This is a genomic window from Streptococcus troglodytae, from assembly GCF_002355215.1.
Lineage (GTDB): Bacteria > Bacillota > Bacilli > Lactobacillales > Streptococcaceae > Streptococcus > Streptococcus troglodytae.
The window spans coordinates 1206622-1231745 of sequence record NZ_AP014612.1 but is presented as its reverse complement, the minus strand read 5'-3'; the positions used below and the strand labels follow the sequence as shown (position 1 = coordinate 1231745).

The window sequence follows — 25124 nt, the reverse complement described above, 5'->3', positions numbered from 1 at the left end:
ATGCTGGAGCAAAAAGAACTGTTCCAGCATTTTTTAGGCAGGGAAACTTCACTCAATTGGCGTATCCAATTTTGACAGTCATCATTTGCAGGCGGTCATGGAGCAGTTTGATATCATCTTTGCTGTCTATTAAGTCGAGACCAATATTTATACGCAAAATAAAGACTCAATTCAATTTATGGAAAGCCCATAGTATTGTCATGAAAGCTTATGCGCCGCTAGGGGAAGGACTAAATTCTATGTTTCATGACCCTTATCTGAACCAATTAATTGGCGGAAAAAATACCAGAAAATGGCAGCACAAATCATGTTAAAATTTTTGCTGCAGTCCGGCTTTATGGTTATTTCAGGCTCTCAAAATTCTCTGCATACCAAAGAAAACATTGAGATTTTTGATTGTGATTTTAGGGATGAAGAGATGGAAAATTTCAGAAATATCAATCGGGATACTTCTAATTGGCTGGGCTATCAGGGGTAAATATGATAGCAAAATTGTCCAGTCGGGCGACTTTGTATATCTTAGCATGTGTGATACAATAAGAGCCTATCTTGTCCAAAGGAGTTTTTATGTATTTACGTGTCTTGCAGTATTTTTAGTGGTAGCCGAGGAGAAAAATGTGACCCGGACGGGCGGAGCGTTTGCTCATGCTCAGCCTACTCTGTCTCGTCATCTCAAAGCTCTGGAAGAGGAGCTGGGAGTGGATTTGTTTAAATGTTCTAACCATCGTATCTACCTGACAGAAAATAGGGTTTGCGCTTCCGCCAGCGGGCACGAGATATCGTGGATTTAACTGAGCGGGCCAAAGAGGAGGTGCAAGAGCAGGTCGATTTGTCTGGAAGCTTGGTAATGGGCAGTGGTGAGTTAGCGGCTATGAATGAGTTGGCTCAGGCGTTGGCATATTTCCAAAACCTGCATCCTCAGGTCAAGGCAGTTCTTAAAGCATGATACCGCAATATTGATACGGCTGAGATTTATGGCAATGAAGAAGCAGTTGGTGTCATGCTAAAAGTTAATCAGCATAATCAGCAAGCACAATGCCTTTGAAGGCAAAGCCCCTCTTAATTCTAATTGGTCTATGGCTTATTCAATATGATATCCTGCCAGCTAGTTCTCATCAGAACTAGTTTTTATACTCTTTGAAAATTAAATGTTGTTGGGTTTCCTTGCCGTACTCTAATACTGTCTGCGGCTCGTCCTAGTTCTGATTTTGATATTTTTGAGTATTATTTTGTCAGTCTGGCGTAAAGTATCAAATTTTTGTCATAAACTATCATTAAAATTTGGTGTGCCTAGGATTATAATAAATCTCATCAAATAAAGAAATGAGGAATTTACTATGACACTCACAGCACAAGAAGCAATGGACCGCTTGGATCCGCAAGCATGGACTAAGGTTTCATTGGAAGAACGGCTTCAAGTTTTGGCAGACATCCAAGCTAATATGCGTCTCTACGGCGAAGAATTGGGTCAGGCAGAAGCACAGATGAAAAATCACTTGGTGGGAGCAACTCTCTATTCACAAACAGATGGGATGCTTCAAACTTTGGTGGCTGTTGCTAATGTTATCAATGCCAGCATCTATGTCTACCAAACTCTGGCCGAAACAGGTAAAATGCCAGCGCCCAAATCTGTCCGTGAGCTCGGTGATGGCACTTACGAAATTGAAGTCTTCCCAGTAGCACCTATGGACCAAGCAGCGTCAGTTAGCCAACAAGGGTATCTTCGCGTTGAAGGCAAACCTGAGCAAGTCAGCCCTTTTGACAAAGAAGCAGGTGTTATTGCTGTATCAGGTGCTGGAAACTACAGCTCTTCTATCGAAACCATCAAGGCTATCTTTTTTGATAATAAAACGGTTATTCATAAAGCACACCGACTCAATGAAAAGACAGATAAGGTTTGGGAAAAAATTTTTGCACCATTGGTGGAACGCAAGGCCCTATCTTTTGCAGGCGTTGAATACAGCCGTGATTTGATACAATTAAACGGTCTTGATGCGATCTACTTTACAGGATCAACAGCTGTGGCTAAACAGATCATGGCTTCTACGGATACTCCATTAATTTCAGAACGCGGCGGCAACAATCCAGCTATCATCGTGCCAGGCGATCGTCCTTGGACTGCTGAAGAAATCAAAAATCAAGCAGAGCTCATTGTCTCCATTTCTAAAGGAAATGGCGGAGCAGCTTGCGGCCGTCCGCAAACCTTTATTACATCTAAACATTGGAAACAACGTAACGCCTTCCTTGATGCTGTCCGTGCGGCTGCAGCCGATACTTTTGCCGTAGGAACTTACTATCCAAAGAGTGCAGCTGTGCGTGAAGCTTTTCTTGCCAACCACCCACAAGCTGAAATCATTACGACTGAAGACAATCAATACCCACATTCGGACTTTGTTTTATCCCTGATATGGATCAAGATGCCTATGGTGTCCATCACGAAGCTTTCTGCCAAATTATGGGTGAAGTAGCCTTGGATATCCCTGCAACTGCTGCAGATTTTCTCCCAGCAGCTACTGAATTTGCTAATGAGAAGCTCTTGGGAACACTGGGCTGCATGATTCTCATTGATGATGAAACGCGTGCTGCTCATGAGGACAGTCTTCAAACAGCACTGACTGAGCTAAACTATGGCGGAATCACTGTCAATACCACACCTCCTATGGTTTGGTTTAATGCATATCTTACTTGGGGCGGCTGTAAAGAAACGAAAGAAAGCTTTGTTTCAGGTTTTGGCAATTTCGGAAACGCACTTAACTTTAAAAATGTTGAAAAATCTATCCTTGTAGATCATTTTGCAGCGACTGGTTTCTTATATAATAACCGTCAAGCAACAGATGAGATGAATCAGCAAATCGTTAACTATTCAATTGGAAATGTCTAAAAAATCTCTGGCTTCTGGTCTTGTTGAGAATAAGGCAAAAAGACTGGGACAAAAGCAAATTTCTAGATATTGACGTAAACTGTTAAAAAATAGCAGTTAAAATGATGTCAGTGTCTCAAAAAGCCGGGTATAATGGATTCATAAAGCTAATCCTCAAAGAAAATCATTGTTCTGTCAGGATTATTGAGATACGGCGAAAGTGCAGAAAATACCATAACTTTTGAGGTCACGATCAATATGCAATATGGAATACAGCATTGGGTCAGTATATAGAGCAAAAAAACGATTGGAAGTTCCAGTCGTTTTTGTATCAGTCTAGATAAAAATGAATAAGCCAAAATGGCAGAAAGTGTATCGTTAGCTACTTGACTCTTTTAGACTTAAATGCTTTTTAGATAATGCGCTACTGTTTAAACTTATTTTTCATCTCTACTGAGATTTTGCACCCTCTCCAAAAACTCTTCGGCTAGGCTGGACATGGCTTGATCTTTCTTCCAAATGAGCCGGAGACTGGGGTTAGCAGTTGGATCCAAGGGGCGAAAGGTCAGGTCATCGGGCAGAGGAATCCCCTTGAGGCAAAAAGCTAATCCCAGTCCTGCTTGTGTCATCTGAATTCCGATAGATGGTACATTAAAGGAACCCACAAATTGAATCTTACCAAGACCAGCTCCCATCCAATTGCTGAGATCGGTATAGGAATACTCCTGTCCAAAGGCGATGATGGGATAGTTTTCTAAATCTTGTTCTGTGATGGTTTTCTTCTTTGACAAAGGGTGTTCTAGAGGCATAAGGAGGCCGCCTGTATCTGTCCAAGGAAGGCGGATCTGTTCGTATTTATCCGCATTGACAAGACCAACTGATACGACAAAATCTAACAATCCTTTGTCTAGCTTTTCAAAGGCCAGGTCTGTAGTCATGCCGTGCAAATGGAACTGGGTGTCGGGATTTTCTGTCTGAATGTCCGTAAAGAGATGGGCTAAATGTTTCAGCTGCGGCGATTCATTGGCTCCGATATGGAGCTGTCCGCTGAGCTGTTCGCGGGTATGGATATTGGCAACGGTGGTATCAACCAGAGAGAGAATTTCCCGCGTTTTATGCAGAAAGTATTCGCCATCTTCTGTTAGGGTGATTTCACGATTTCCCCGCATAAAAAGAGTGAGATCCAGTTCATCTTCAAGATCCATGAGTTGTTTAGAAAGTGTAGGCTGTGAAACGTGAAGGCTTTGCGCTGCGCGTGTGATATTGCGTTCATTGGCTACAGCGACAAAGTAGCGAAGGACACGTAATTCCATAAAATTCCTTTCTCTAAGATATTAATCACTGGGTATTAGCTCAGGCTCAAAGATTTAAAAAATGTCATTTTGAATCCCTGAGCGTCAAAAAAGCAGAGTGTGTCCAGAAAGGGCATCTTCATCCGTAAGCAAGCAAACTTGCAGCGACTGCATCCCTTTTTGATACCGCTCTTAGGGTGTGCTCAATTCCATAATTAAAAAGAATAGTTGAACATAATTTTTAAGTATTTTACTTTTATAGTATAGGAGAATATAATAAAAACATCAAGTGATAAAGCTGAAATAAGAGAAAGAGTGTTCTTAACGACTTGCTTTTATCTTTTATTTGTCTAGAATTAAACAGACATTCTAAAAAAGAATAGGAAGGAAGAGATAAAAATGAAAACACTTGTTATTTATTTTTCAAAGACAGGAACAACGAAAGCAGTGGCAGAGATGATAGCTGATCGTTTAGGAGCAGATACTTATCAGATTGAGGAAGCTCAGCCTTATACCTCGGCCGATTTGGACTGGAATGTGCCGACAAGCCGTGCTAATCTGGAACAAGGGGATGATGATAGCCGTCCTGCTTATAAAGGAAAACTGCCTGATCTTTCATCTTATGATCAAGTCATTATTGGACATCCTACTTGGTGGGGACAGCCGCCGCGCCTTATTCAAACCGTAATAGAGCATCTGGATCTGTCAGGCAAGCGTCTTGCGACTTTTGCGACATCTGGAGGTTCAACTTATGTACAAGCACAGACTGTTATGGATAGGATTTTGGATCATCCAGCGCCGGGCTGTGTCTTAAACAATGAAAGAGATATCGTTTCTTGGCTGACAGCCATTGATTTTTAGAAAACTAACTTCACCTAAAAAACATTTACAAAAAAGTTAAGTAAAAAGGAGACAAACACATGGACTACGTTACATTAAATACAGGAGCTAAAATGCCTATTTTGGGATTTGGAGTCTATCAGATTCCTCCAGCGGCTACTGAACAAGCGGTAAGCGAGGCTATCGCTGCGGGTTACCGTCACATTGATACAGCGCAGTATTACCGCAATGAAGCGGGTGTTGGACGTGCCGTTAAGGCTTCTGGTCTGCCGCGTAAAGAGTTCTTCATTACCACTAAGGTAGGAACTTCGGGTTATCGTGAGACTAAACGCCAAATTGATACGGCTCTGCGCAATCTACAGACTGACTATATCGATCTCATGCTGGTTCACTGGGTCATGTCTGATTATCAAGGAACTTATCAAGCCTTGGAAGAGGCTTACAAAGAGGGCAAACTCCATGCTATCGGTCTCTCAAACTTTAATCAGCGTCAGATTCAAGGGATTCTTGAACGCTTTGATACAGTGCCTGCTGTTTTACAAAATGAAATGCATATTTTCCATCAGCAAAGAGAGATGAGAGCATTTACTAAAGAAAAGAGGATTCAGTTTGAGTCTTGGGCACCATTTGGCGAAGGGGCACGTGATATTTTCAACCATCCTGTCATTAGTCAAATCGGCGCTAAATATGGTAAGACAGCTGCCCAAACCATTCTGCGCTTTATTATTCAAGAAGGAGTTGTTGCTATTCCCAAATCGATCAGAAAAGAACGTATGGCTGAAAATTTTGATATCTTTGATTTTGAACTGAGTTCAGTAGATATGACAGCACTTCGAAATCTCAATGAAGATCGCGGCCTATTTGGCTGGAATAATTAATCCTTTTTGACAAACATAATCAACCATCGTTGACTTTGCCTTATCGCATTCCAGTGTTGTTTTTTCGGCTTGTCGCGACGTGAGCCGGAAAAGCCGATCATGCTTTGACAGGCGAGCTAGTAGTGGCTTTAGCCAAGGTCCCTAGGACTTGGCGTAGAAAAACCGGCACTTCCCATTAGCGGTTATTCTTAAGCCAGCTGCGACGTGATCCGGAAAAAGCCGATACTGCTTTGAGCGGCAAATTAGGAGAGTTTTTAGAGACTGGGTAAAAATCGGTAAATCGTAGTGAATTGCGGTTTCGATTTTGTTGTCTCGCCTTCGCACAGGTAATGATAAGAGCTGCTGTCACTTGCAAAGTAAGTGACTCTAACAATCCACTGACTGTTAAGGGGTTGAGGCTGAAAAGCAAGACGCGCAAATGACAATAACCACTGTGCCTTAAATTGAAACCACGGTACAATAAAAAGATTGAAATACTTTTGTCCCAGACTCATAAGACATTCAGTACCAGTGGATTTTCTTTGAGTATAGAAAGCTTGTTAGGCTGTCAGTTTATTCCTTAATAGAGCTGACCTTATAAGCCAAAATTGTTATAATGATACTATTAATATTTTTAGAAAGATTGAGTATGACACAAGAAATAGATGTTTTTGCCCATGTATTGTTGCCAGATTTTTATAAAGAAATGCTGAACATTGAGCCCACGCTGCCCCAATTATTTCCTTTTATCCAGCATCCTCATTTGACCGATTTAACAAAACGCCGTGCTGCCTGGGATGGAAAGACCAAACAGATCATCTCTTATGTTAATGTGAATCCAGAAGATTATCTTGCTCCTGAAAGAGCACCTCTGCTGTGTCAAGCGGCTAATAAAGAATTGGTGCAAACAATCCGTGCCAATCGTGATATGTTTGCGGCTGGTGTGGCTATGATTCCAATGAATAACTTAGAAGCGGCGGTACAGATTTTGGAGGAAACGAAAGCTTGTGATGAACTTGTTGGCGTTCAGCTTTTCACGCGTGCCTTGGGCAAATCGATCGCTGACCCAGCTTTTCATGCCGTCTTTGAAACCTGTGCCCGCCTGCATTTGCCAATTTGGCTTCATCCTATCTTTGATGGCCGTAAGCCTGATAACAACATTATTTTCTCATGGGAATACGAATTGACTCAGGCTATGTTGCAGATTGTGCAGGCAGGGCTCTATCAGGAATTTCCGGATCTCAAGATTATTGTTCACCATGCTGGAGCTATGGTGCCCTTCTTTGGTGAACGGATTCACTACATTCTTCCTGAGGAGCAGGTGGCAGATTTTCATAAATTTTATGTAGATACAGCTATTTTGGGCAATTCTAAGGCACTTGAGCTAACTGTAAACTACTTTGGTATTGACCATGTTCTTTTTGGGACAGATGCGCCGCTTGGTATTGCTCCTTCAGGAGCGGCTCAGGTGATTGCAGAAGCAATCTGGAAACTGCCGTTTTCTGAGAGCGACAAGCAGGCGATTTTCTCTGATAATATTGAAAAAATGATTGGAAAGAGGATGAGATAATGAAAAAACCAGTTGTTCATTTATTTCATTTAGGAGTAGATCAGGCAAATCTTGCAACCTTCCACCAAGCAGGTGTGCATAATTTAACCACTTCTTACCAAAAAGAGGCGGGTACTTTAGCTATGTATGCCAGCAGTCTCAAAGACAATCCCACAGAATTTATCGTCTTTGAAGTTTATGCAGACGAGGAAGCTTATCAAATCCATCGGAATTCTTCTCAATATCAGGCCTATATCCGTCAAGTTGGAGCTCAGCTGACCAAACGAGATGCTTATGAAACGCATGCTATGTTTCTAAAGGAAAAACTGCCATCTGGACAATGGATCGGTTCCCAATATTATTTCTTAAAATTTGCTCAGATAGAAGTCAAAGAGGACGCTCAAACAGCTTTTGAAAAGAGCGTCTTAACCAACATGCGGGTCTCAATGGCAGAAGAAGCAGGTATTTTGGCTATGTATGCCCTTAAAGACAGCAAGAATCCAAATACTTACTATTTCTACGAAGTTTATGAGAGTGCTGCAGCCTATGCCCTCCATCGTGAAACAGCACACTTTCAAACCTATATTGCTGAGACAAATGATTTGTTGCTGAATAAGCGTTTGCTGGATCTAGAAAATGATATCGCAGTGACTAAAGGTGGCTTAGCATATTCTTAAAAGATCTCATGGTTGTACAAAGAAGACTGGGACAAAGGTGTTTCGGTCTTCTTTCCTAAAGTCTTGCTTAAGGTAGAAATTGAGAGCTTTTTGATTTTTAGCATAGACAACAAGGACTAGCTGCTCTTTTAGGCTCTTAGCATGAGACATTAGTCTCTGACCTTGCCTGTTAGGTTTAACAAATAGACCTTAAATATACTGCCCATCAAGGCCGATAAAACTAGCGATAGAAGTAGTCCCGTCCTCGCAGACAGACAGCTCAGTTTGTGGCAGAACGTCCGCACTAAATTTAAATTTTCTTAGCCAATAATTGGATGCAATAACATCATGGGCTTGCAGATTGGCTTCCAGCCAGATGTCTAAGATTCCTTCTAAATCTTTGCTTTCAAATGGACGTATCATAAAGACTCCTCTCATGTTTTGATAATATAATACTCTATTTTGGGGGAAGTTATTTTTTCTTTGACTGTAACCTAACGTTATAGTTTATAATAGGTAGAAAGACAGAATATAAGGAGTGTCTGATGCTCAAGATTTCAGAATTTGCCAAGCTGGCTAAAACCACGCGCCGTACCTTGATTTTCTATGATGAAAAGGGAATTTTTTCGCCACTCGAGACTACTGAAAATGGCTACCGCTACTACAAGCCAGACCAGCTTTACCAATTTGAATTTATCTCTGGTTTGCGGCAGTTGGGGCTATCACTGGAGGAAATCCAGCAGGTTCTTTATGAATCTGACTCTGAAAAACTGGACCAAACCTTGCAAGAATACCAAGTCAAAATCCGTGAAGATATCCAGCATTTGAAGACCATTGATCAACTCTTGGAAGTCAGGCGATCCTACCAACCCTCTTTTCAGGATTTAGCCCTCTATCAGCCTTGCTTGCGCAGGGAGCTTGGTCAGGAATTTTGGTGTTCGGAGCGATCCGTGGATTGCCAGCCTGAGGATATCGCAAAACTCTATGCTAATTTTACGGCAGAGTTGGGTCAACTCCAGCGTCAAGTAACCAGTCAAACAGGGTTTTTGACAGAGCTAGCTTTGGATAACGCTTCTCATTATATGAGCGCAGCCTTTCGCTTTATCAAGGCTAAAAATTGTCTAGGCAGTCAAGTCCTCACCAAATTGGAGAAACCAGCGGGCAACTATGTCACTGTAAAAGTTGACAATACCCTTGAAGGCATCCTTAAAGGTCTTAAGCTCATGCAAGAACTAGTCAAAGAGCAGAAGCTAAGGATTTGCGACTTTCTTTGGCAGCTCAATGCTGATGAAGACTTGATTAAGAATGCTTCTTCCCAATATGGTATATTGCAATATCAAATAATAGAAGGAGAATATGATGACGTCTCTCTTTGATGACATTTCAGATTATAACCGTCCTTTGGCGGCTCGGGTTCGACCAAGGAACTTAGATGAATTTTTCGGCCAGACTCATTTGATTGGTCAGGGAAAAGTCCTGCGGAAGATGATTGAACAAGGACAGATGTCTTCCATGATTTTTTGGGGTCCTCCTGGGGTCGGTAAAACAACACTGGCCAATATCATTGCCAAGCAAACCCAGGCTCAATTTATCACCTTTTCAGCTGTAACCTCTGGTATTAAGGAAATACGTGCCATCATGCAGGAAGCCGAAGCCAATCGTCAGTATGGAGAGCGAACCTTGGTTTTCATTGATGAAATTCATCGCTTTAACAAGGCTCAACAGGATGCCTTCCTTCCCTTTGTGGAGAAAGGAAGTATTGTCCTGATTGGCGCAACGACTGAAAATCCCTCCTTTGAAGTCAATAGTGCCCTCTTATCCAGAAGCAAGGTCTTTGTCCTTAACAAGCTTTCGGTTGAAGAAATGGTAGCTCTCATGACACGAATACTCAAGGACGAACGTGCCTTCCCTAATCAAACGATTGCTATTAGTCACGACAATTTGACCAAGATTGCTCTCTATGCTGACGGTGATGCCAGGATCGCTCTAAATACCCTGGAAATGGCTGTGCTCAACAGTAAAGAACAAGATGGTAGGGTGGAGGTGTCAGAGGCCATTATGGAAGAGCTTCTGGACAAGAAAATGCTCTTTTACGATAAGACAGGTGAGGAGCATTACAATATCATCTCCGCTCTTCACAAGTCTATGCGCAACAGCGATCCGGATGCAGCCATCTACTGGATGACTCGAATGCTAGATGGTGGCGAAGATCCGCTCTATATCGCCCGTCGCCTTATTCGTTTTGCCTCAGAAGACATAGGACTAGCTGACACTCGAGCTTTATCCCTTACAGTTGAGACTTTTCAGGCTTGTCAAATGCTAGGCTTGCCAGAGTGTGATGTGCATTTGACAGAAGCGGTGATTTATCTGTCTTTAGCACCTAAGTCCAATGCCGTCTACAAGGCACGCTTACGGGCAGCCAAGGATGTTAAGGATACGCAGAATGAACCGGTGCCCTTACATTTACGTAATGCAACAACTAAATTCATGAAGGAAGTCGGTTATGGTAAGGGTTACCAGTTGGCACATTTCTATGAAGATAAACTAACCACCATGCAGACCATACCAGATAATCTAGTGGGTCATACCTATTATCACCCAACGGAAGAAGGCAATGAGCGACGCTTCAAGGAACGCCTCAACTATATCAGAGACTGGCACCGAAAACATGATGGCAGTACTCAAGAGCCAAAACCAAGCGAAAACTAAGAAACTCAAAGAGCAAGAAGTTCATGTCACAAGGTTAGCTCGTTTGCTCCCCTATTAACTTCCTAACCAATTGGGACGCTCTAGCATTGATCATTTTATTTAAGGAGAAGTGATGAAACAATATATCGTTGATGCTTTTACAAATGAGGTCTTTAAAGGCAATCCAGCAGCTGTTTGTCTGGTGGACCGGTCATTAACGGAAGAGCAGATACTTGCTATTGCCAGAGAAAACAACTTATCTGAAACAGCCTTTATTGAACAAAAGCAACGGGATACAGTCTACGTTGGTTCACACCAGGAGGAGAGATTGATCTCTGTGGTCACGCAACCCTAGCTAGTGCCTTTGTTCTTTTACATTTGATTGATCCCCAAGCACAGGAAGTCACCTTTGATACCTTATCAGGCCCTCTAAAGGTCCTAAAAAAAGGAGACCTCTATGAACTGACCTTCCCAAGTTACAAATTATTGAAAACTCCTGTTACTAAGGCCATGACAGAGGCATTTGGGACCCAACCTAGCGCAGCCTACCTTGGGCGTGATCTGGTCTGCATCTTTGACCATGAAGACACTGTGAGAAACTACCAACCTAAGCAGGAGCAATTGGCACAGCTTCCGGGACTATTGCAACATATGACTAGTCAAGGGGAGGCTTATGATTGTCTTTCACGTAGCTTTGCGCCTAAACTTCTCATTAAGGAAGATCCTGTCTGCGGCTCAGGTCACTGTCACATTGTTCCATATTGGGCTAAGCAATTAGGGAAAAAAGATATTCTGGCATTTCAGGCCTCTGAACGCACAGGCATATTACATTGTCAGTATCAGGGAGAACAGACCAAACTGGCTGGTCAAGCTGTACTCTTTTCACAAGGAGAGATTTTCTTTTAACAGTCTATTTCCGTCAAAGGAAGTTATTGCAATAGTTAAGTCAATGTGCTTTTATGAATCATACAAGTGGGCTGAAGTAAACTGCTCCAGTTTTTTAACAATCACAAAAGAAGAAACTGATGACAAAAGCATTACTTGTGCTAACCAAGAATGACGGTTACACTGCTACAGATGAGGCAAGAGGAAGAGGGTTAGTAGAAGCAGTGGATCTGATCGTCAGTAAAAAGAGCTTTTTTCTAGTTTTGTCCAATGACTAGCACATAATCACCGGCCGAAGTCCCATATTTAATGGACAAGAGGCATAACTTTTAGTCCAAATTTAAAAAAATTCATTTTAGCCTTGACTGTAACCTAACGTTATAGTTTAAGCTAGGGATATCTTAAAAAAGGAAAGAAACGAAAATGAAAACACTCATCATACTCGCCCATCCCAACCTCGCTCAATCCAAGGTCAATCGCGCTTTGGCTCATGCTGCGTCACAAGTTGAAGAGGTTACTGTTCGTGACCTCTATGCCCTCTATCCCCATGGAAACATTGATGTCTTGGTTGAGCAGGCAGCTTTGCTTGATGCAGACCACATCGTTTTGCAATTTCCTATGTACTGGTATAGCACGCCAGCCCTTCTTAAGGAGTGGCAGGATCAGGTCTTAACCCACGGCTGGGCCTATGGAAGCAAAGGGAAAGCTTTAGTTGGTAAAACCATCAGCTTTGCGGTTTCAGTCGGTAGCCCAGAGACGGATTACCAGTCAGGACAATGTCAAGAACACTCAGTGGAAGACCTTCTCTTACCTCTTAAAATGACAGCCAAATATACCAACCTGATCTACACGGATACCTTTGTCACAGGAGGAGCCTTTACCATGACAGAGGAAGAAGTGGGTGAACAAGCTCACATTTATAAAGACTATTTACAAAATAAAGGAGCAAATCATGACCGATAAAGACATTCTCATTGAAACCCCGCATAACGCTAGAGACCGCTTCGCCCATGCTTTAGATGATGTAACTGCAGCAGAAGTGAATGCTTTTCCTGTTGAAAAGCTGGCTCTTGGTCTCAAATCTTTGTTCTGGTTGACTTGACATACCGTTCTGGTCATCAATGACCAGATTTTCCAGCTAGCTAGGAATCAGTCTGGACTGCTCAAGGCTGGCGGGACCGCTTTGACTTTGAGGAACCAGAGGGAACAGATATTTGGATGCTCAGCCTCGAAAAGGCAAAGGAAATTCAGGTGGCAGACGCTTAGGTCCTGCTGGATTATCTGAATGCTGCGGTGCAGATCTTTGATGTCTATCTGGCAGCCTTGGATGAAGCAGACTTGGCGGACATCATCGACACTTCCTATGTACCTGCTGTCACTTGTGGTATCCGGATTGCTTCAACTGTGGTCGATGCAGTCATGCACTTAGGTTAGTTGGGCTACGCCAGACGCTTGTTGGATAAGGAGGGAGAAGGATAGTATAGTCTTTTAGTACGGGACAGCGAGCGCAGGCTATTCTGGCGTATGGCAAGACGAGCTAACAAAGTAATAAGAGATAAACCAAACGACCATAACATTATAGAAAATACCGAGAGTTACTCAATTGACAGAGCTCTGGTATTTTTTCATTTTGCCATCTATTATCATTATACTTAAACAGCATCAAAAACTAACCAATGCCACATAGGAAGAAACTGGAAGAAAGAGATGCTTTCGCCTTGATGAAGTTCAAATAACTATTATTAAAAGTGATGCCAGAAATATAATAGTGAAGTAACAGGAACAAAAGTTTGCTTGGTGAAATTCATACAACACGGTAATAAAAGCGAGCCACTTTTCTCTATAAGAGGTTAATTTAAAAGAATAGGATGCTAAAGGCAAAAAATTAAAATCTTTTTTCTTGATGTTTTACCTATCAATAGGTAGAATATACTTATCAAAACGAAAGAGGTATAACAAAATGGAATTTTCACAAGTACTAAGCAATCGCGTATCTATCCGTGATTTTAAAGATCAAGCTGTTTCGGTTGAAGACTTGACCGCTATTATATCTGATGCCAAACAGGCTCCTTCTTGGGCCAATACGCAGCCTTGGAAGGTCTATATTGCTACGGATGATACTATGAAAGCTATCCAGAAAGCTCATTTAGCGTCTGCACAAGCAGGTGAAAAAGGTTATTCAGACCTACCTACCAAATCTCGCAAGGACTGGGGTGAACGTTCACTAGAGCATATGAATGCTTGGTTAGAGGCAATTGGAGAAGACGACACTATGGCCGGCTTTACCGAAGCGAACCAAGCCCTTTGGAATGCGCCAAGTATGGCCTATATCACCCTTCCTAAATCTGCTCCTGTTTGGTCTGTTTATGATGCTGGAGCCTTTGCTAATACCCTGATGCTTTCGGCTGCAAGCCGTGGTATTGATAGTATGGTGGCTTATGAAAATGTACGCTTTCCTCAGGAAATCCGGGATTATTTGCCTATTTCTGATGATGAAATCATAGTAGAAGGTATTGCACTTGGCTACCGTTCGAATGATAAGATTAACAGCCATACATCAGGTCGTGTTGATACGAATGAGATTCTCGTGATTAAATAAGGAGAAGGATTATGTCACGTCAAAAAGAAATCATGGACTTGGCCTTAACCTATATTCAGACACGTGGTGTCAATGGCTTTAGTTTTGCGGATCTAGCTGACGATATCGGGATTAAAAAAGCCAGTATTCATTATTATTTCAAAAGCAAGGCGAACCTGATTGAAGCAGTGCTGGAAGCCTATTATACAGCTTATTTTGACCGTTTAAAGACTGGAGAAACGGGACAGAGACTGGATGATTTGCGTTTCTTTACATCCATTTACCGTGAGAATCTTCCGCAAGACAAGGTTTGTCTGTGTACAGATCTGAGTATGGAGACTCGACATTTGGATGATGAGGTTAATGAGATGGTTGGTCAATTTTTCAGGGATAATGTGAGCTGGTTAAGTCGCTACATGAAGAATGATGAAGCTGAACGATTTTATGCAACTATACAGGGGGCCCAAGTAATGGCTAGAAGTCTAGGTGTAGATTATTTTGATGCCGTGGTCGAGCAGGAGTTGAATAAGATCTAAGAGGTTTTTCCGAGGTTTTTCCTATGAAGTATATTATTGTAAGTGGGGCTTAGCTGAATTATATGCTGCTCACCGTTTATCTAAACAGGAGCATGATTATATTCTTTTGGAGGCTAATAATCACGGGGGCGGTCGTGCTTCTGGCTGAACAATCAAATCACTTGGAAACTTTAATTTTAAATAGAAAAGAACAGGGAAACAACATAAATACAACTGAACTGACACCCCATCTCCAATTGAAAGAACGCGTTGATACTTTCTCAACACTGGCAGATACCAAGGACGTTGACCAACAACTTCAACTCTTTACAGAAGATGCAGTGGTGGCCTCATATGTCAATGGGGAAGCAGTAGCCAGTTTTGAAGAGCGTGAAGCCATTGGTCAAGCCTTTTTAACTACCTTGACCTCTTCCACACGGTTTACCATATCAATGGTAAACAAACTCTAGATTTTAAAGATGAGGAGCATGCCACAGGCATCTCTTATTGCCGGGTCGTCTTGATTAGAGAGGAAGAGGGTAAGGATAATGTGTTGACACAAGGGGGACGTTATTATGATAGCTATGTCAAAGAGGACGATCAGTGGTTGATTGCAGATCGTAAATCCTATTTCATGTGATCTAAGACAGACAATATTGACAAATAAAATAAGAAAGCGTGACCTTATGACAGATACAGAAAATATTATTGCCCTTCAAGCAGAGATTTGGGATAACATACTCGCTCGAAATACCAAGCGCTTGAGAGAAATTTATCCACAAGACCATCTCTTTCGCCATGTAGACGGTTATTATCAGATCCTGGACGAATATCTATCCACTCTAGCTAGTGGAACTTTCCGTTACTACACTTATGAACCCGTCAAGGAAACAGTTACCTTTGTTGATGATAGCCATGCTATTCTCCATAGCCGGGCTAAGAGTGATGCCCGTATCTACGGCATGCATAAGGTTTGGCGCATAGACTTCAAGCTAGGTTTTAAAAAAGTAGGCGGCCGCTGGGTGCCAGCCAATGAGGATGAAGTCGGTCTGTAAGATATGGAAAATAGATGACAAAACTACTGAATGTTTACAACCTAATTGGTCCTTTGGTTTTATGTTGATTTCAAACCTTTTCAGGAGTAAAATAGAAGACAAATAAAGCTAGAAAAGGGATAGGTTATGACAGATAAACACTACACTCCAAATCTCGATCATTTATTTAAAACAGATTCTGAGCTTAAGACGATCATTGAGCAATTTGCCTTTGCTGAGGTGCCAGCGGATACCCCTAACCTAGATAATCGCAGACGCTACTTGTCTCATTTGGCTGTGCTTTTGGGCAGTCAGGCAGTGGATCTCTTCTCAGTGGTCCTGCCTGCAGCATTGAAAAATGATGTAACCCCACGTGAAGCTAAGGAAGTTATTTATCAAGCGGTAGCTTATCTGGGCCTTGGTCGTGTTTATCCCTTCATTGAAGCCAGCAATGCTGTCTTTAAGGCTATGGGGATTGACTTGCCACTTGATCCAGCTGGTGAGATTGAGCTTGGGACGCGTTTGGAAAAAGGTGAAGCCGCACAAGTGGCTATTTTTGGTGAAGGGATGCGAGAGTTTGCTGACCATGGCGATGAAGCGAGTCCGCACATTAATAAGTGGCTGGTGGATAATTGCTTTGGCGATTATTACACCCGGACCGGATTGTCTTATGCAGCGCGTGAGCTCATGACCTTCTGTTACCTCTATGCCCAAGGAGGCTGTGAAAATCAATTGCGAGCACACACCGCAGCTAATTTCAAAAACGGCAACAACGCTGCCCTCTTGATTGATGTGGTCTCCGCCAATGTCCCTTACATGGGTTACCCACGCAGTCTAAATGCGCTAGCGATTATCAAGGAAGTAGTTGAAAATCAAGGAGAATAAATCATGAAATATAGAGACAAAGAAACATTTGACAAGGCCAATCACTTTGGCACAGGGGATTTTAACGAAGCCTATGCCCAATATTTTAGTGGGGATTCCTTCCTAAATAATCTTGGTGCTACCGAAGACGGTAGTCTCGTCTTTCACAATGTGACCTTTGAACCTGGTTGCCGTAATGACTGGCACATCCACCACGCCAGCAAGGGCGGGGGACAAATCCTCATCTGTACCGCTGGTGAGGGCTGGTACCAAGCAGAAGGAGAAGAAGCGGTTCCCCTTAAAGAAGGCTCTCTCATTATCATCCCGGCCAATGTCAAACACTGGCATGGTGCTAAGAAGGATTCTTGGTTCAGCCATATTGCTCTTGGTGTGCCTGGACAAGATCTTTCCAATGAATGGTGTGAGCCTGTTAGTGATGAAGAGTATGGACGATTGGCAGATTAATCTTAAGAGTTCCGTAGAACTCTTTTATTTGTGTTGTGATAATGAATTTTTTAGATGGGTTGCTATATGGTGAAATTTGCTATAATAATGATTAAAGAAAGGAAAATATCGTGAATAAAAATAATATTGTCATGGACAAGGAACGCCTAGGAGCCTTTATTGATGCAGTTTTGGCCATTATCATGACCATTTTGATTTTGGAGTTGGAAAAGCCAAAAAGCTTTGACTGGCAGGGGCTTTGGGAATTGCGCATGAATTTTTTTGCCTACGGTCTTTCTTTTTTCTGGCTGGGAGCCATGTGGGTCAATCTGCATGCTTCTTCGCATTTGATTAAAAAAGTCAGTCAAAAGACGGTTTGGTCGGCCATAGTCATGCTCTTTTTCTCTTCTTTTTTCCCTTATACGACACAATTGATTGCCACACATTTTAATAATGGAGTGATGCAGGCTTTTTATGGGATTATCGTTCTGCTGATTTCTCTGTCCGTCATCTGCTATTACAGAACACTTGAGGAAGCCAATCCGACAGAAGCCATTAGGGCACTTAATCTAGGGAGGATCAGCTGGATGAAGTGGGATATGGGCATTAAGCTTATCGGACTTTTCTTATCTCTCACTATTTTTCCAGCCGGTGTCGGTTTATCTGTTCTTATAACCCTTTTAGTGATTGTAATCCCTAATCAATTTCGTTGATATAAAACAATACTTGGGAATCAATTTTGTTTGAAAAAAACAGCCTGTTGTTGTGCCAGTTAGTGAATGAAAAGGAGTCAAAATGAAAAAAACGATTAAGCTGGTTGCCGTTGATATAGACGGAACCTTTGTGCGTTCGGACTACACTTATGATATTCCCCGTTTTAAGCGGATTCTTGCTGCCATGACAAAAGCAGGTTGTCAGTTTGTAGTGGCAAGCGGTAATCAATATTATCAGCTGAGGGATTTGTTTCTGGATTATGATGAGGCATTGTCTTTTGTAGCTGAAAATGGCGCCTTTGTCAAAGACCATAAGGACGTGATTTTTACAGCTAATATGCCTAAAAAAACGGTTGATGCTGTTATTGATGTCTGCCGCCAATACCCTGAGATTAAAAATGTCCTGTGTGGTCTCGAGAGTGCCTACTGCGAGCGGGGAACGGTCAGCCAGAACTTTTATGAACTGACCAATCATTACTACCATCGTCTCCAGTGGGTGGATGATTTTAAGGCTGTTGAGGACACCATTTTAAAGTTTGCTCCGACTGTCCCAGCTGATAAAACTGATGATTATTATGACCTGTTTCAAGAAAAGCTGGCTGGGGAAATTGTCCCAACCACCAGCGGTCATGGCTCAATTGACTTAATCGTTCCGGGCTGTCACAAGGCATCTGGTCTGAAACGTTTGGCTGAGCGCTGGGAGATAACACCAGCTGAATGTATGGCCTTTGGCGATGGCGGCAATGATATTGAGATGCTGACATACTGTGCTGAAAGCTATGCCATGGCTAATGCGGCTGAAAATGTCAAACAGGCAGCAAAATATACCTGCCCGTCTAATGAAGATGACGGTGTGCTGGTGACTTTAGAAAAGCTCTTTTTGTAATTTGAAGAGAGCATTAGGAATAAGACATTAAAAAACAGGATTCATCTGACTATTGGGACTAGCTCAAAAAAGAAATCCTGTTTTTTTAAGGAAAAGCGCTGCATTGCTGACAAGCTGAAAGGCTCAAGAAAATATAAAACGCTGTTAAAAAAATCCTTGTTTTGCCTGATTTGGTAGATTTATTTAAGAGAGGTCTGAACTTTTTCAATCAGATTTTGCCATTTATAAAGATTGGCTTTTTTTAGCAGAAAATAAAATTGAGCAGTTGCCAGTCTTTCAGATAAGGGTATAATCTTGTAACTAGGGTCTTTTGGCGGTGCTGCAACGGTGGAAATAAAAGTGGGAAAAGTTCCCATGTTAGCAACATCCGTAAAAGCAGCAGTGTTTTCCATATAGAGAAAATTAGCTGACGGAATCTGACTTTTGACCATTTCCGTCCAAAAACCAATGTCACTTAGCAAGAGGATATTCTGTCCTGCTAGATCGGCAAAGGTCAGCTGACTGCGATTGGCTAACGGATGACTCTTGGGCAGCCTCATAGACAGCGTTTCAGAAAAATAAGTCTGATAGGTCAATTGGTCATTTCTGTTTGGCTGATGGGTAATGACCAGATCATACTGATCAGCCAGCAGTCCAGCTAGTAGCTTTTCTTCACTGTTTACCAGTTCGGAAGTAATTTCAAGCTTTGGAAACTTTTCTTTTAACTTTGGCAGCAGCAAGTAAAAGGGACCGGGAGCTATAGAGGCTAGATGAAGACTGGTCTGATGGTTGGCCTGCTCTCTAACGGCTGATACCATTTCTTTTTGCAGAGCCAAGATTTTCTGAGCATATTCTGCCAGCAGGCGCCCGTTTTCGTTAAAGTCTGTTTTATTTTTTTGACGGATAAAAAGCGGCACTCCGACCATTTCTTCTAATTTTTGCATGGATTGACTAAGAGCCGGCTGGGAAATAAAAAGTTCTTCAGCAGCAGCTGACAGAGTGCCGGTTCTATAAAAAGTTAGCAGCTGTTCCAGTAAGTAGGGATTGATCATAATAGTCTCCAATCTGACTGATTTACTATAAGATTTCATTATACCATAATAAGCAGATTCTATTGTACTTTTAATCGGTTTAGCTGTAAAATACTACCATCAATGAATAAGGAGACTTAATATGCAAACAATTACTTTAAATAATGGGATTCAAATTCCTCAACTTGGTTTTGGTGTCTTCCAAGTTCCCGATTTGAAACAGGCTGAAGATGTCATTTCGATCGCTCTTAAAGCAGGCTACCGCCATATTGATACAGCGGCCGCTTATATGAATGAAGAAGCAGTCGGAGGAGCTGTCCGTAAGTCTGGTCTTCCTCGTGAGGAAGTCTTTATCACCAGTAAGCTCTGGGTTCAGGATTTTGGCTATGAGAAAGCGAAAAAAGCTATCCAAACTTCCTTGGACAAGCTAAACCTAGACTATATTGACCTTTACCTGCTTCACCAGCCAGTTGGGGATTATATCGGTGCTTGGCGGGCTTTGGAAGAAGCTTATAAGGCTGGAAAGATAAAAGCTATCGGTGTGTCCAACTTTTATCCAGAACGTCTGGCTGATTTTTGTGAGACAGTTGCTATTCAGCCGACAGTTAATCAGGTTGAAACCCATCCTTTCTTCCAAAGAGAGGACTTGTTGGCAGTAGCCAAGGAATATGATGTGGCTATCGAAGCTTGGGGGCCTTTTGCTGAAGGAAAATTTGGTATTTTTTCACATCCCGTGCTGACTAAGATCGGTGAAAAATACGGCAAGACAGCAGCCCAAGTTGCTCTTCGCTGGAATTTGGATCGCGGTGTCATTGTCCTGCCTAAGTCTGTAACCCCAGAGCGCATTGAAGCCAACATTGATGTCTTTGATTTCAGCTTAGACGAAAAAGACAAGCAGGAGATCGCAGCTCTGGACATGGGCCACAGCGAAATTGTCAATCATTACGATCCAGCCTTCATCAAGATGCTGCATAGCTTTAAGATTCATGATTAGGCGGGCTTAGCGAGAAAAGAATGAAGGCAATAATTTTGAAGCAATTTTTCAGTAAAAGCAAGGGCTTTTAACTCCATTTTCAGCTAAAAAAGATAAATACACTCATGGCGCTAGTTAATTTTAACTATAGAGAAAAAGCCCAATTGGACGATACTGTAAGTGACTGAACAAACAGGAGATTATCCAAATGAGTCACTTACAGTATATCGGCTTAAAATGAGATAGATAACAACTGTCAAAAGTCTGTCATCTGCTCTATCAGAACTATTGTCCAAATCCGATAAAACACCGTCATAAGGAGAACTACTATGCAATACACACATTTAGGAAATACCGGACTTGAAGTATCAAAGCTTTGTCTAGGCTGCATGAGCTTTGGCGATGCCAGCCGCGGTTTTCAGTCTGGCTGGCTCTTGAATGAAGAAGATAGCCGTGTCATCATCAAGAAAGCTTTGGATTCAGGCATTAATTTTTTTTGATACGGCTAATATCTATGGTTTTGGAACCAGTGAAGAAATTTTGGGCCGTGCCATTCGTGACTTCGCAAAGCGTGAGGAAGTGGTCATCGCAACCAAGCTCTTCTTTGGTGACAGTGTCTTCGGTTCCGATGCCAAACCAGCTCCCAATACGACTGGACTTTCTCGTAAGGCAATTTTCAATCAGGTAGAAGCCAGTCTCAAGCGTCTGGGAACAGACTACATCGACATTCTCTATATCCATCGCTGGGATTATAAGACACCGATTGAAGAAACTATGCGGGCCCTGCATGATCTGGTTCAGTCGGGCAAGGTCCTCTATCTGGGAGCTTCGGCTATGTATACTTGGCAGTTCCAAAAAGCTCAGTATATTGCAGAGAAAAACGGCTGGACCAAGTTTTCTGTTATGCAGAACCACTACAATCTCATCTATCGGGAAGAAGAGCGGGAGATGATTCCTTTCTGCAAGGACTCAGGTGTGGGGCTGGCGCCATATAGTCCGCTGGCGGCAGGCCGCATCGTCCGTGATTGGGATGCCGACACCGCCCGTAGTAAGACTGATCAGGTCAATAAGGGCAAATACGACAACTCTCGTGAACAGGATTATCCTATCGTTCAGCGAGTAGCCGACTTGGCTGGTAAGTATGGCAGAACTCGGGCCCAAATCGCCTTAGCCTGGCTCTGGCAAAAAGGCATTGACAGTCCTATCATGGGTGTCACTAAAGAAAAATACTTGGATGATTTCCTCGGTGCCTTTGATGTCAAACTGACAGATGAAGATATGGTCTATCTGGATGAACTTTATCAGCCTCATCCGGTGGTTGGGGCTTTGTGATATTCAATAAAAATCAAAATCACTACCTAAGTGGTTTGATTTTGTGGAAAAAAGCTAGCTCTACTTGGACAAGCCTTGATTTTCAAACTCTTCTTCATACAGCTGGGCCTCGACCTCCTCGACAAAGGCTTGCTCGGTTGCCGTTTGGTCGTGGCGGTCTTTCCAAATCAAGTGGAATTCTTCATCACCATTTTCATCTAAAGGAAGAAAACGGAGTTTAGAATTATCCACGATACAGTCCAGACAGAGGGCGATACCCACTCCTGCTTGAACCAGACGGCTGGCAGTATAGAGGAGATTGTAGCTAGCAACGATGCGGTAATCGTAGTTGGCAAAGGCAGTTTTATCAATGTCGGTCTGGCTAGACACAATCAGGGGATAGGCCACGATGTCTTCCAAAGTCAGCTTGTCCAACTGTGTCAGAGGGTGCTCAATCGGAACAAGTACGCCCCAGCGATCTTGTCTGGGCAATTTCAGATTCTGGTATTTGCTGGGAATGCTGCGTCCGAAAATCAAGCCAAAATCCAGCGTGCCCGTGTCTAAGCCTTCGTAGACCATATCTGCATTGCCTGCCTGAAAGTGTAGATGAACCTGCGGGTAGAGCTCCAGCATGCTCCGGGATGCCTGAGCAATCAAGTCAAAACTGGCTGTCTCAGCCGTCCCTATAAAAAGGTCGCCGCCAATATCGCCCTTGCGGGTCAGATTTTCCTCAGTTTTATTGACCAAGGCCAAAATTTCCAAAGACCGATTGTAGAGATACTGGCCATCCTCGGTCAGCTGGAGTTCCCGGCTGGAGCGGCGGAAAAGGGTCACGCCCAGCTCTTCCTCCAAGTCCTTAATCTGTCGGGACAAGGTCGGCTGGGTGACCAAGAGTCGGTCCGCAGCACGCGTGATATTTTTCTCCTGAGCAATGGTGACAAAGTAGTTGAGAACACGGATATCCATAGCAGCTCCTTATCAAATATTTCTGAAACCAGTATAGCATAAAATGCCTAATAAGCATAGAAACCATAAAAAAGAAGCATTGGATTATATTTTGTACAAGAGGTATAATAAAATCATCAATAAAGAAAAGAGAAATATGATGACAGAAACAATCAATTTTACGAAAGAATGGGACAAGACTTTTACACTTTCAGACCAAGTAAACCACGAGAAAGTAACCTTTACCAATCACTTTGGAATGACTCTGGTAGCTGACCTTTATAAACCAAAAGGTGTAACCGGTAACCTTGCAGCCCTAGCGGTTTCAGGTCCTTTCGGTGCGGTCAAAGAGCAGTCTTCTGGGCTCTACGCTCAAGAAATGGCTAAGCGTGGTTTTTGACCATCGCTTTTGATCCATCCTATACAGGAGAATCAGGAGGCTTCCCACGCTACATGCAGTCGCCTGATATCAACACAGAAGACTTCCAAGCTGCTGTTGACTTTCTTATGAACCATGAACAAGTGGATGCTGACCGTGTTGGGATCATTGGTATCTGTGGTTGGGGCGGGATTGCTCTCAATGCTGCTGCCATTGATCCTCGTATTAAGGTAACGGTCGCCTCTACCATGTATGATATGTCACGTATCGCTGGCAATGGTTATTTTGATCAAGCCGATAATGAAGAAGCACGCTACCAAGCTCGTCTGGCTCTGGCTAAGCAACGGACCGCTGACGCTAAATCTGGCGACTATGCCCTAGCTGGCGGTGTGCCAGATGTCCTGCCTGATGATGCGCCGGACTTTGTCAAAGATTACTATGCTTACTACAAACAGCCACGCGGCTACCATGCTCGCAGTCTTAACTCCAACGGCGGCTGGGCTGTTCAGTCCAATACTAGTTTTTTGAACACCCGCTTTTTACACTATATTGATGAAATTCGAAATAGCGTCCTCATCGTCCATGGAGATAAGGCTCACTCTTACTATATGGGTAAAGATGCCTTTGCAAAACTCACTGGTGACAATAAGAAAATGATTACCGTAAAAGGTGCCAGTCACACCGATCTCTATGACCAGCTGGATATCATTCCATTTGATCAGATAGAGGCTTTTATCAAAGAGAATATGTAAACACTGCTTATTTGGATACTAATTTTGATTACAATATTTATCAGGACCTCAATTTAATAAAAAGTATCATTTAGCAAGACAAAGAAAGTTATTATTAGAAAGAGAGATATCATGACAAAAAAACATATTGGGATTCTTACAGGATTTGCTGCAGCTATTTTCATAGCAGTAGTCTGGTACTTCAACTTTCGACCTGTAACTCTCAAAGCAGATACCTATGTCCAATCAAGCAGGCCTACTATTTTTTTCCATGGTTACGGAAGCACGAGCAATGCCGAAAAACACATGGCCAATGCTGCAAAAAAGAAGGGGGTAACCAATACCATTGTTGAGGCCAATGTTGCAAAAGACGGCAAGGTAACCATGAAAGGTTCTATTTCCAAAGACGCCATCAATCCGATTGTTCTTGTCAATTTCGACAATAATCGAGGGGCTAGTACCCAAGACCAAGGGGACTATGCCTACGCCGTGGTTAAGGCCCTTCAAGACACCTATGGGATCACTGAGATGAACATGGTCGGCCACTCCTATGGCAATATGGCCATTGTCTATTATATGCTTCAGCATGGTACGGACTCTAGTCTTCCCAAATTGGTTAAACAAGTGGATATTGCAGGTCATTTCAATGGGATTATTGGCATGGACGAACCAGACAATGTCACTCTGGATGATCAAGGTAAACCATCAAGTATGACGGACTCCTATCAGGAACTCTTGAACCTTGGAGACCACTATCCTCAAGGTCAGGTCGGTGTACTCAACATTTATGGGAATACTGGTAACGGTAGTGACGAGAGCGTGACCAATTTGTCCAGCCAATCATTAGCCTACCTCCTTAATGGGCATGTCAAGTCTTATCAGGAAAAGAAATAACAGGACCGGACGGCCAACACAGCAAACTTCATGAAACATCCAAGGTAGATGATGTGCTTATTCCATTTGTTTGGGGGAAATAATAAGTTTAGGAATAGAATTGGTCAGCTAGAGGCGGAAAGTCGATAAATACAATAAGTCTGTACCAATCATCTATTTGGGATTTCTATGAAATCTATGCCAGTGAAACTGCCTGCGCCAGTCACCAAGAGATCTAGCA

General features: G+C 42.6%; 28 protein-coding genes and 4 pseudogenes. 28 read left to right on the top strand and 4 right to left on the bottom strand.

The window, feature by feature from the left end; genetic code table 11:
* Nucleotides 1-292: 292 nt before the first annotated feature.
* The 4 genes from SRT_RS10355 (at nucleotide 293) to SRT_RS10830 (ending at nucleotide 2881) form a co-directional block, all read left to right on the top strand.
* Nucleotides 293-478 (top strand): aldo/keto reductase, encoded by a 186-nt coding sequence (locus SRT_RS10355; RefSeq protein ID WP_128833403.1) that lies wholly within the window; start codon nucleotides 293-295, stop codon nucleotides 476-478.
* Nucleotides 411-791, top strand: a complete 381-nt coding sequence (locus SRT_RS10835) for a helix-turn-helix domain-containing protein (RefSeq protein ID WP_308417630.1) — start codon at nucleotides 411-413, stop codon at nucleotides 789-791. The genes SRT_RS10355 and SRT_RS10835 overlap by 68 nt, the downstream gene beginning before the upstream one ends.
* Before the next feature lie 546 nt (nucleotides 792-1337).
* Nucleotides 1338-2468, top strand: a complete 1131-nt coding sequence (locus SRT_RS05975; RefSeq protein WP_223213927.1) for an aldehyde dehydrogenase family protein — start codon at nucleotides 1338-1340, stop codon at nucleotides 2466-2468.
* Nucleotides 2456-2881: a hypothetical protein gene (locus SRT_RS10830; protein WP_223213926.1), complete on the top strand. Its 426-nt coding sequence runs from the start codon at nucleotides 2456-2458 to the stop codon at nucleotides 2879-2881. The genes SRT_RS05975 and SRT_RS10830 overlap by 13 nt, the downstream gene beginning before the upstream one ends.
* A 416-nt stretch (nucleotides 2882-3297) precedes the next feature.
* On the opposite strand, the gene SRT_RS05970 is transcribed toward SRT_RS10830, so the two are convergent.
* On the bottom strand, nucleotides 3298-4173 hold the full coding sequence (locus SRT_RS05970; protein WP_128833402.1) for a LysR family transcriptional regulator: 876 nt from the start codon (nucleotides 4171-4173) through the stop codon (nucleotides 3298-3300).
* 378 nt (nucleotides 4174-4551) lie between these two features.
* Here SRT_RS05970 and SRT_RS05965 point away from each other — a divergent pair, with 378 nt between their 5' ends.
* From SRT_RS05965 to SRT_RS05950, 4 genes are all read left to right on the top strand, one after another.
* On the top strand, nucleotides 4552-5013 hold the full coding sequence (locus SRT_RS05965) for a flavodoxin (RefSeq protein WP_128833401.1): 462 nt from the start codon (nucleotides 4552-4554) through the stop codon (nucleotides 5011-5013).
* Nucleotides 5014-5072: 59 nt separating this feature from the next.
* Nucleotides 5073-5870 (top strand): aldo/keto reductase, encoded by a 798-nt coding sequence (locus tag SRT_RS05960; protein ID WP_128833400.1) that lies wholly within the window; start codon nucleotides 5073-5075, stop codon nucleotides 5868-5870.
* 628 nt (nucleotides 5871-6498) lie between these two features.
* The gene (locus tag SRT_RS05955) at nucleotides 6499-7419 is read left to right on the top strand and encodes an amidohydrolase family protein (RefSeq protein ID WP_128833399.1); all 921 of its coding nucleotides are present in this window, start codon (nucleotides 6499-6501) and stop codon (nucleotides 7417-7419) included.
* Nucleotides 7419-8075 carry a putative quinol monooxygenase gene (locus SRT_RS05950; RefSeq protein WP_128833398.1) on the top strand — a complete coding sequence of 219 codons (657 nt, stop codon included), beginning with the start codon at nucleotides 7419-7421 and terminating at the stop codon, nucleotides 8073-8075. Before SRT_RS05955 ends, SRT_RS05950 begins: the two co-directional genes overlap by 1 nt.
* Before the next feature lie 189 nt (nucleotides 8076-8264).
* Here SRT_RS05950 and SRT_RS05945 read toward each other — a convergent pair whose 3' ends face one another.
* Entirely contained in the window at nucleotides 8265-8477 is a 213-nt protein-coding gene (locus tag SRT_RS05945; protein WP_128833397.1) for a GNAT family protein, read from the bottom strand.
* Between the two features lie 122 nt (nucleotides 8478-8599).
* Between SRT_RS05945 and SRT_RS05940 the strand changes: the two genes are divergently transcribed.
* The 16 genes and pseudogenes from SRT_RS05940 to SRT_RS05885 all read left to right on the top strand — a co-directional run bounded on the left by SRT_RS05940 (nucleotide 8600) and on the right by SRT_RS05885 (nucleotide 18661).
* Nucleotides 8600-9430, top strand: coding sequence for a MerR family transcriptional regulator (locus SRT_RS05940; RefSeq protein ID WP_128833396.1), 831 nt, complete (start codon nucleotides 8600-8602; stop codon nucleotides 9428-9430).
* Entirely contained in the window at nucleotides 9414-10763 is a 1350-nt protein-coding gene (locus SRT_RS05935) for a replication-associated recombination protein A (protein WP_128834047.1), read from the top strand. Before SRT_RS05940 ends, SRT_RS05935 begins: the two co-directional genes overlap by 17 nt.
* A 112-nt stretch (nucleotides 10764-10875) precedes the next feature.
* A pseudogene (locus tag SRT_RS05930) lies at nucleotides 10876-11648 on the top strand (PhzF family protein).
* 119 nt (nucleotides 11649-11767) lie between these two features.
* Nucleotides 11768-11905, top strand: coding sequence for a hypothetical protein (locus SRT_RS10285; protein WP_154662701.1), 138 nt, complete (start codon nucleotides 11768-11770; stop codon nucleotides 11903-11905).
* A 145-nt stretch (nucleotides 11906-12050) separates the two neighbouring features.
* Nucleotides 12051-12590 carry an NAD(P)H-dependent oxidoreductase gene (locus tag SRT_RS05925; protein WP_128833395.1) on the top strand — a complete coding sequence of 180 codons (540 nt, stop codon included), beginning with the start codon at nucleotides 12051-12053 and terminating at the stop codon, nucleotides 12588-12590.
* Nucleotides 12580-12729 (top strand): hypothetical protein, encoded by a 150-nt coding sequence (locus SRT_RS10280; RefSeq protein WP_154662700.1) that lies wholly within the window; start codon nucleotides 12580-12582, stop codon nucleotides 12727-12729. Before SRT_RS05925 ends, SRT_RS10280 begins: the two co-directional genes overlap by 11 nt.
* A gap of 858 nt (nucleotides 12730-13587) precedes the next feature.
* Entirely contained in the window at nucleotides 13588-14226 is a 639-nt protein-coding gene (locus SRT_RS05920; protein ID WP_128833394.1) for a nitroreductase, read from the top strand.
* A gap of 11 nt (nucleotides 14227-14237) precedes the next feature.
* A complete protein-coding gene (locus tag SRT_RS05915) occupies nucleotides 14238-14741 on the top strand; it encodes a TetR/AcrR family transcriptional regulator (RefSeq protein WP_128833393.1) in 504 nt (167 codons plus the stop codon).
* Complete coding sequence (locus SRT_RS11350) at nucleotides 14731-14889, top strand: NAD(P)-binding protein (protein ID WP_353511577.1); 159 nt, start codon at nucleotides 14731-14733, stop codon at nucleotides 14887-14889. The genes SRT_RS05915 and SRT_RS11350 overlap by 11 nt, the downstream gene beginning before the upstream one ends.
* Nucleotides 14890-14902: 13 nt before the next feature.
* A complete protein-coding gene (locus SRT_RS10825) occupies nucleotides 14903-15190 on the top strand; it encodes a nuclear transport factor 2 family protein (RefSeq protein WP_223213925.1) in 288 nt (95 codons plus the stop codon).
* Complete coding sequence (locus SRT_RS10820; RefSeq protein ID WP_223214001.1) at nucleotides 15169-15360, top strand: nuclear transport factor 2 family protein; 192 nt, start codon at nucleotides 15169-15171, stop codon at nucleotides 15358-15360. Before SRT_RS10825 ends, SRT_RS10820 begins: the two co-directional genes overlap by 22 nt.
* Nucleotides 15361-15376: 16 nt before the next feature.
* A complete protein-coding gene (locus tag SRT_RS05905; RefSeq protein ID WP_223213924.1) occupies nucleotides 15377-15775 on the top strand; it encodes a nuclear transport factor 2 family protein in 399 nt (132 codons plus the stop codon).
* 126 nt (nucleotides 15776-15901) lie between these two features.
* Nucleotides 15902-16639: a carboxymuconolactone decarboxylase family protein gene (locus tag SRT_RS05900; protein ID WP_128833392.1), complete on the top strand. Its 738-nt coding sequence runs from the start codon at nucleotides 15902-15904 to the stop codon at nucleotides 16637-16639.
* A gap of 3 nt (nucleotides 16640-16642) precedes the next feature.
* A complete protein-coding gene (locus SRT_RS05895) occupies nucleotides 16643-17083 on the top strand; it encodes a cupin domain-containing protein (RefSeq protein ID WP_128833391.1) in 441 nt (146 codons plus the stop codon).
* A gap of 131 nt (nucleotides 17084-17214) precedes the next feature.
* A complete protein-coding gene (locus SRT_RS05890) occupies nucleotides 17215-17775 on the top strand; it encodes a TMEM175 family protein (RefSeq protein ID WP_128834045.1) in 561 nt (186 codons plus the stop codon).
* 82 nt (nucleotides 17776-17857) lie between these two features.
* A complete protein-coding gene (locus SRT_RS05885; protein ID WP_128833390.1) occupies nucleotides 17858-18661 on the top strand; it encodes a Cof-type HAD-IIB family hydrolase in 804 nt (267 codons plus the stop codon).
* A gap of 179 nt (nucleotides 18662-18840) precedes the next feature.
* On the opposite strand, the gene SRT_RS05880 is transcribed toward SRT_RS05885, so the two are convergent.
* On the bottom strand, nucleotides 18841-19692 hold the full coding sequence (locus SRT_RS05880; RefSeq protein WP_161940031.1) for a LysR substrate-binding domain-containing protein: 852 nt from the start codon (nucleotides 19690-19692) through the stop codon (nucleotides 18841-18843).
* Between the two features lie 121 nt (nucleotides 19693-19813).
* Between SRT_RS05880 and SRT_RS05875 the strand changes: the two genes are divergently transcribed.
* Entirely contained in the window at nucleotides 19814-20665 is an 852-nt protein-coding gene (locus SRT_RS05875) for an aldo/keto reductase (RefSeq protein ID WP_128833388.1), read from the top strand.
* A 308-nt stretch (nucleotides 20666-20973) separates the two neighbouring features.
* A pseudogene (locus SRT_RS05870) lies at nucleotides 20974-21976 on the top strand (aldo/keto reductase).
* Nucleotides 21977-22036: 60 nt separating this feature from the next.
* Here the strand turns inward: SRT_RS05870 and SRT_RS05865 are convergent.
* A complete protein-coding gene (locus SRT_RS05865; protein ID WP_128833387.1) occupies nucleotides 22037-22921 on the bottom strand; it encodes a LysR family transcriptional regulator in 885 nt (294 codons plus the stop codon).
* A 139-nt stretch (nucleotides 22922-23060) separates the two neighbouring features.
* Between SRT_RS05865 and SRT_RS05860 the strand changes: the two are divergent.
* Nucleotides 23061-24031: pseudogene (locus tag SRT_RS05860) on the top strand (alpha/beta hydrolase).
* A gap of 111 nt (nucleotides 24032-24142) precedes the next feature.
* A pseudogene (locus SRT_RS05855) lies at nucleotides 24143-24987 on the top strand (alpha/beta hydrolase).
* Nucleotides 24988-25124 lie beyond the last annotated feature (137 nt).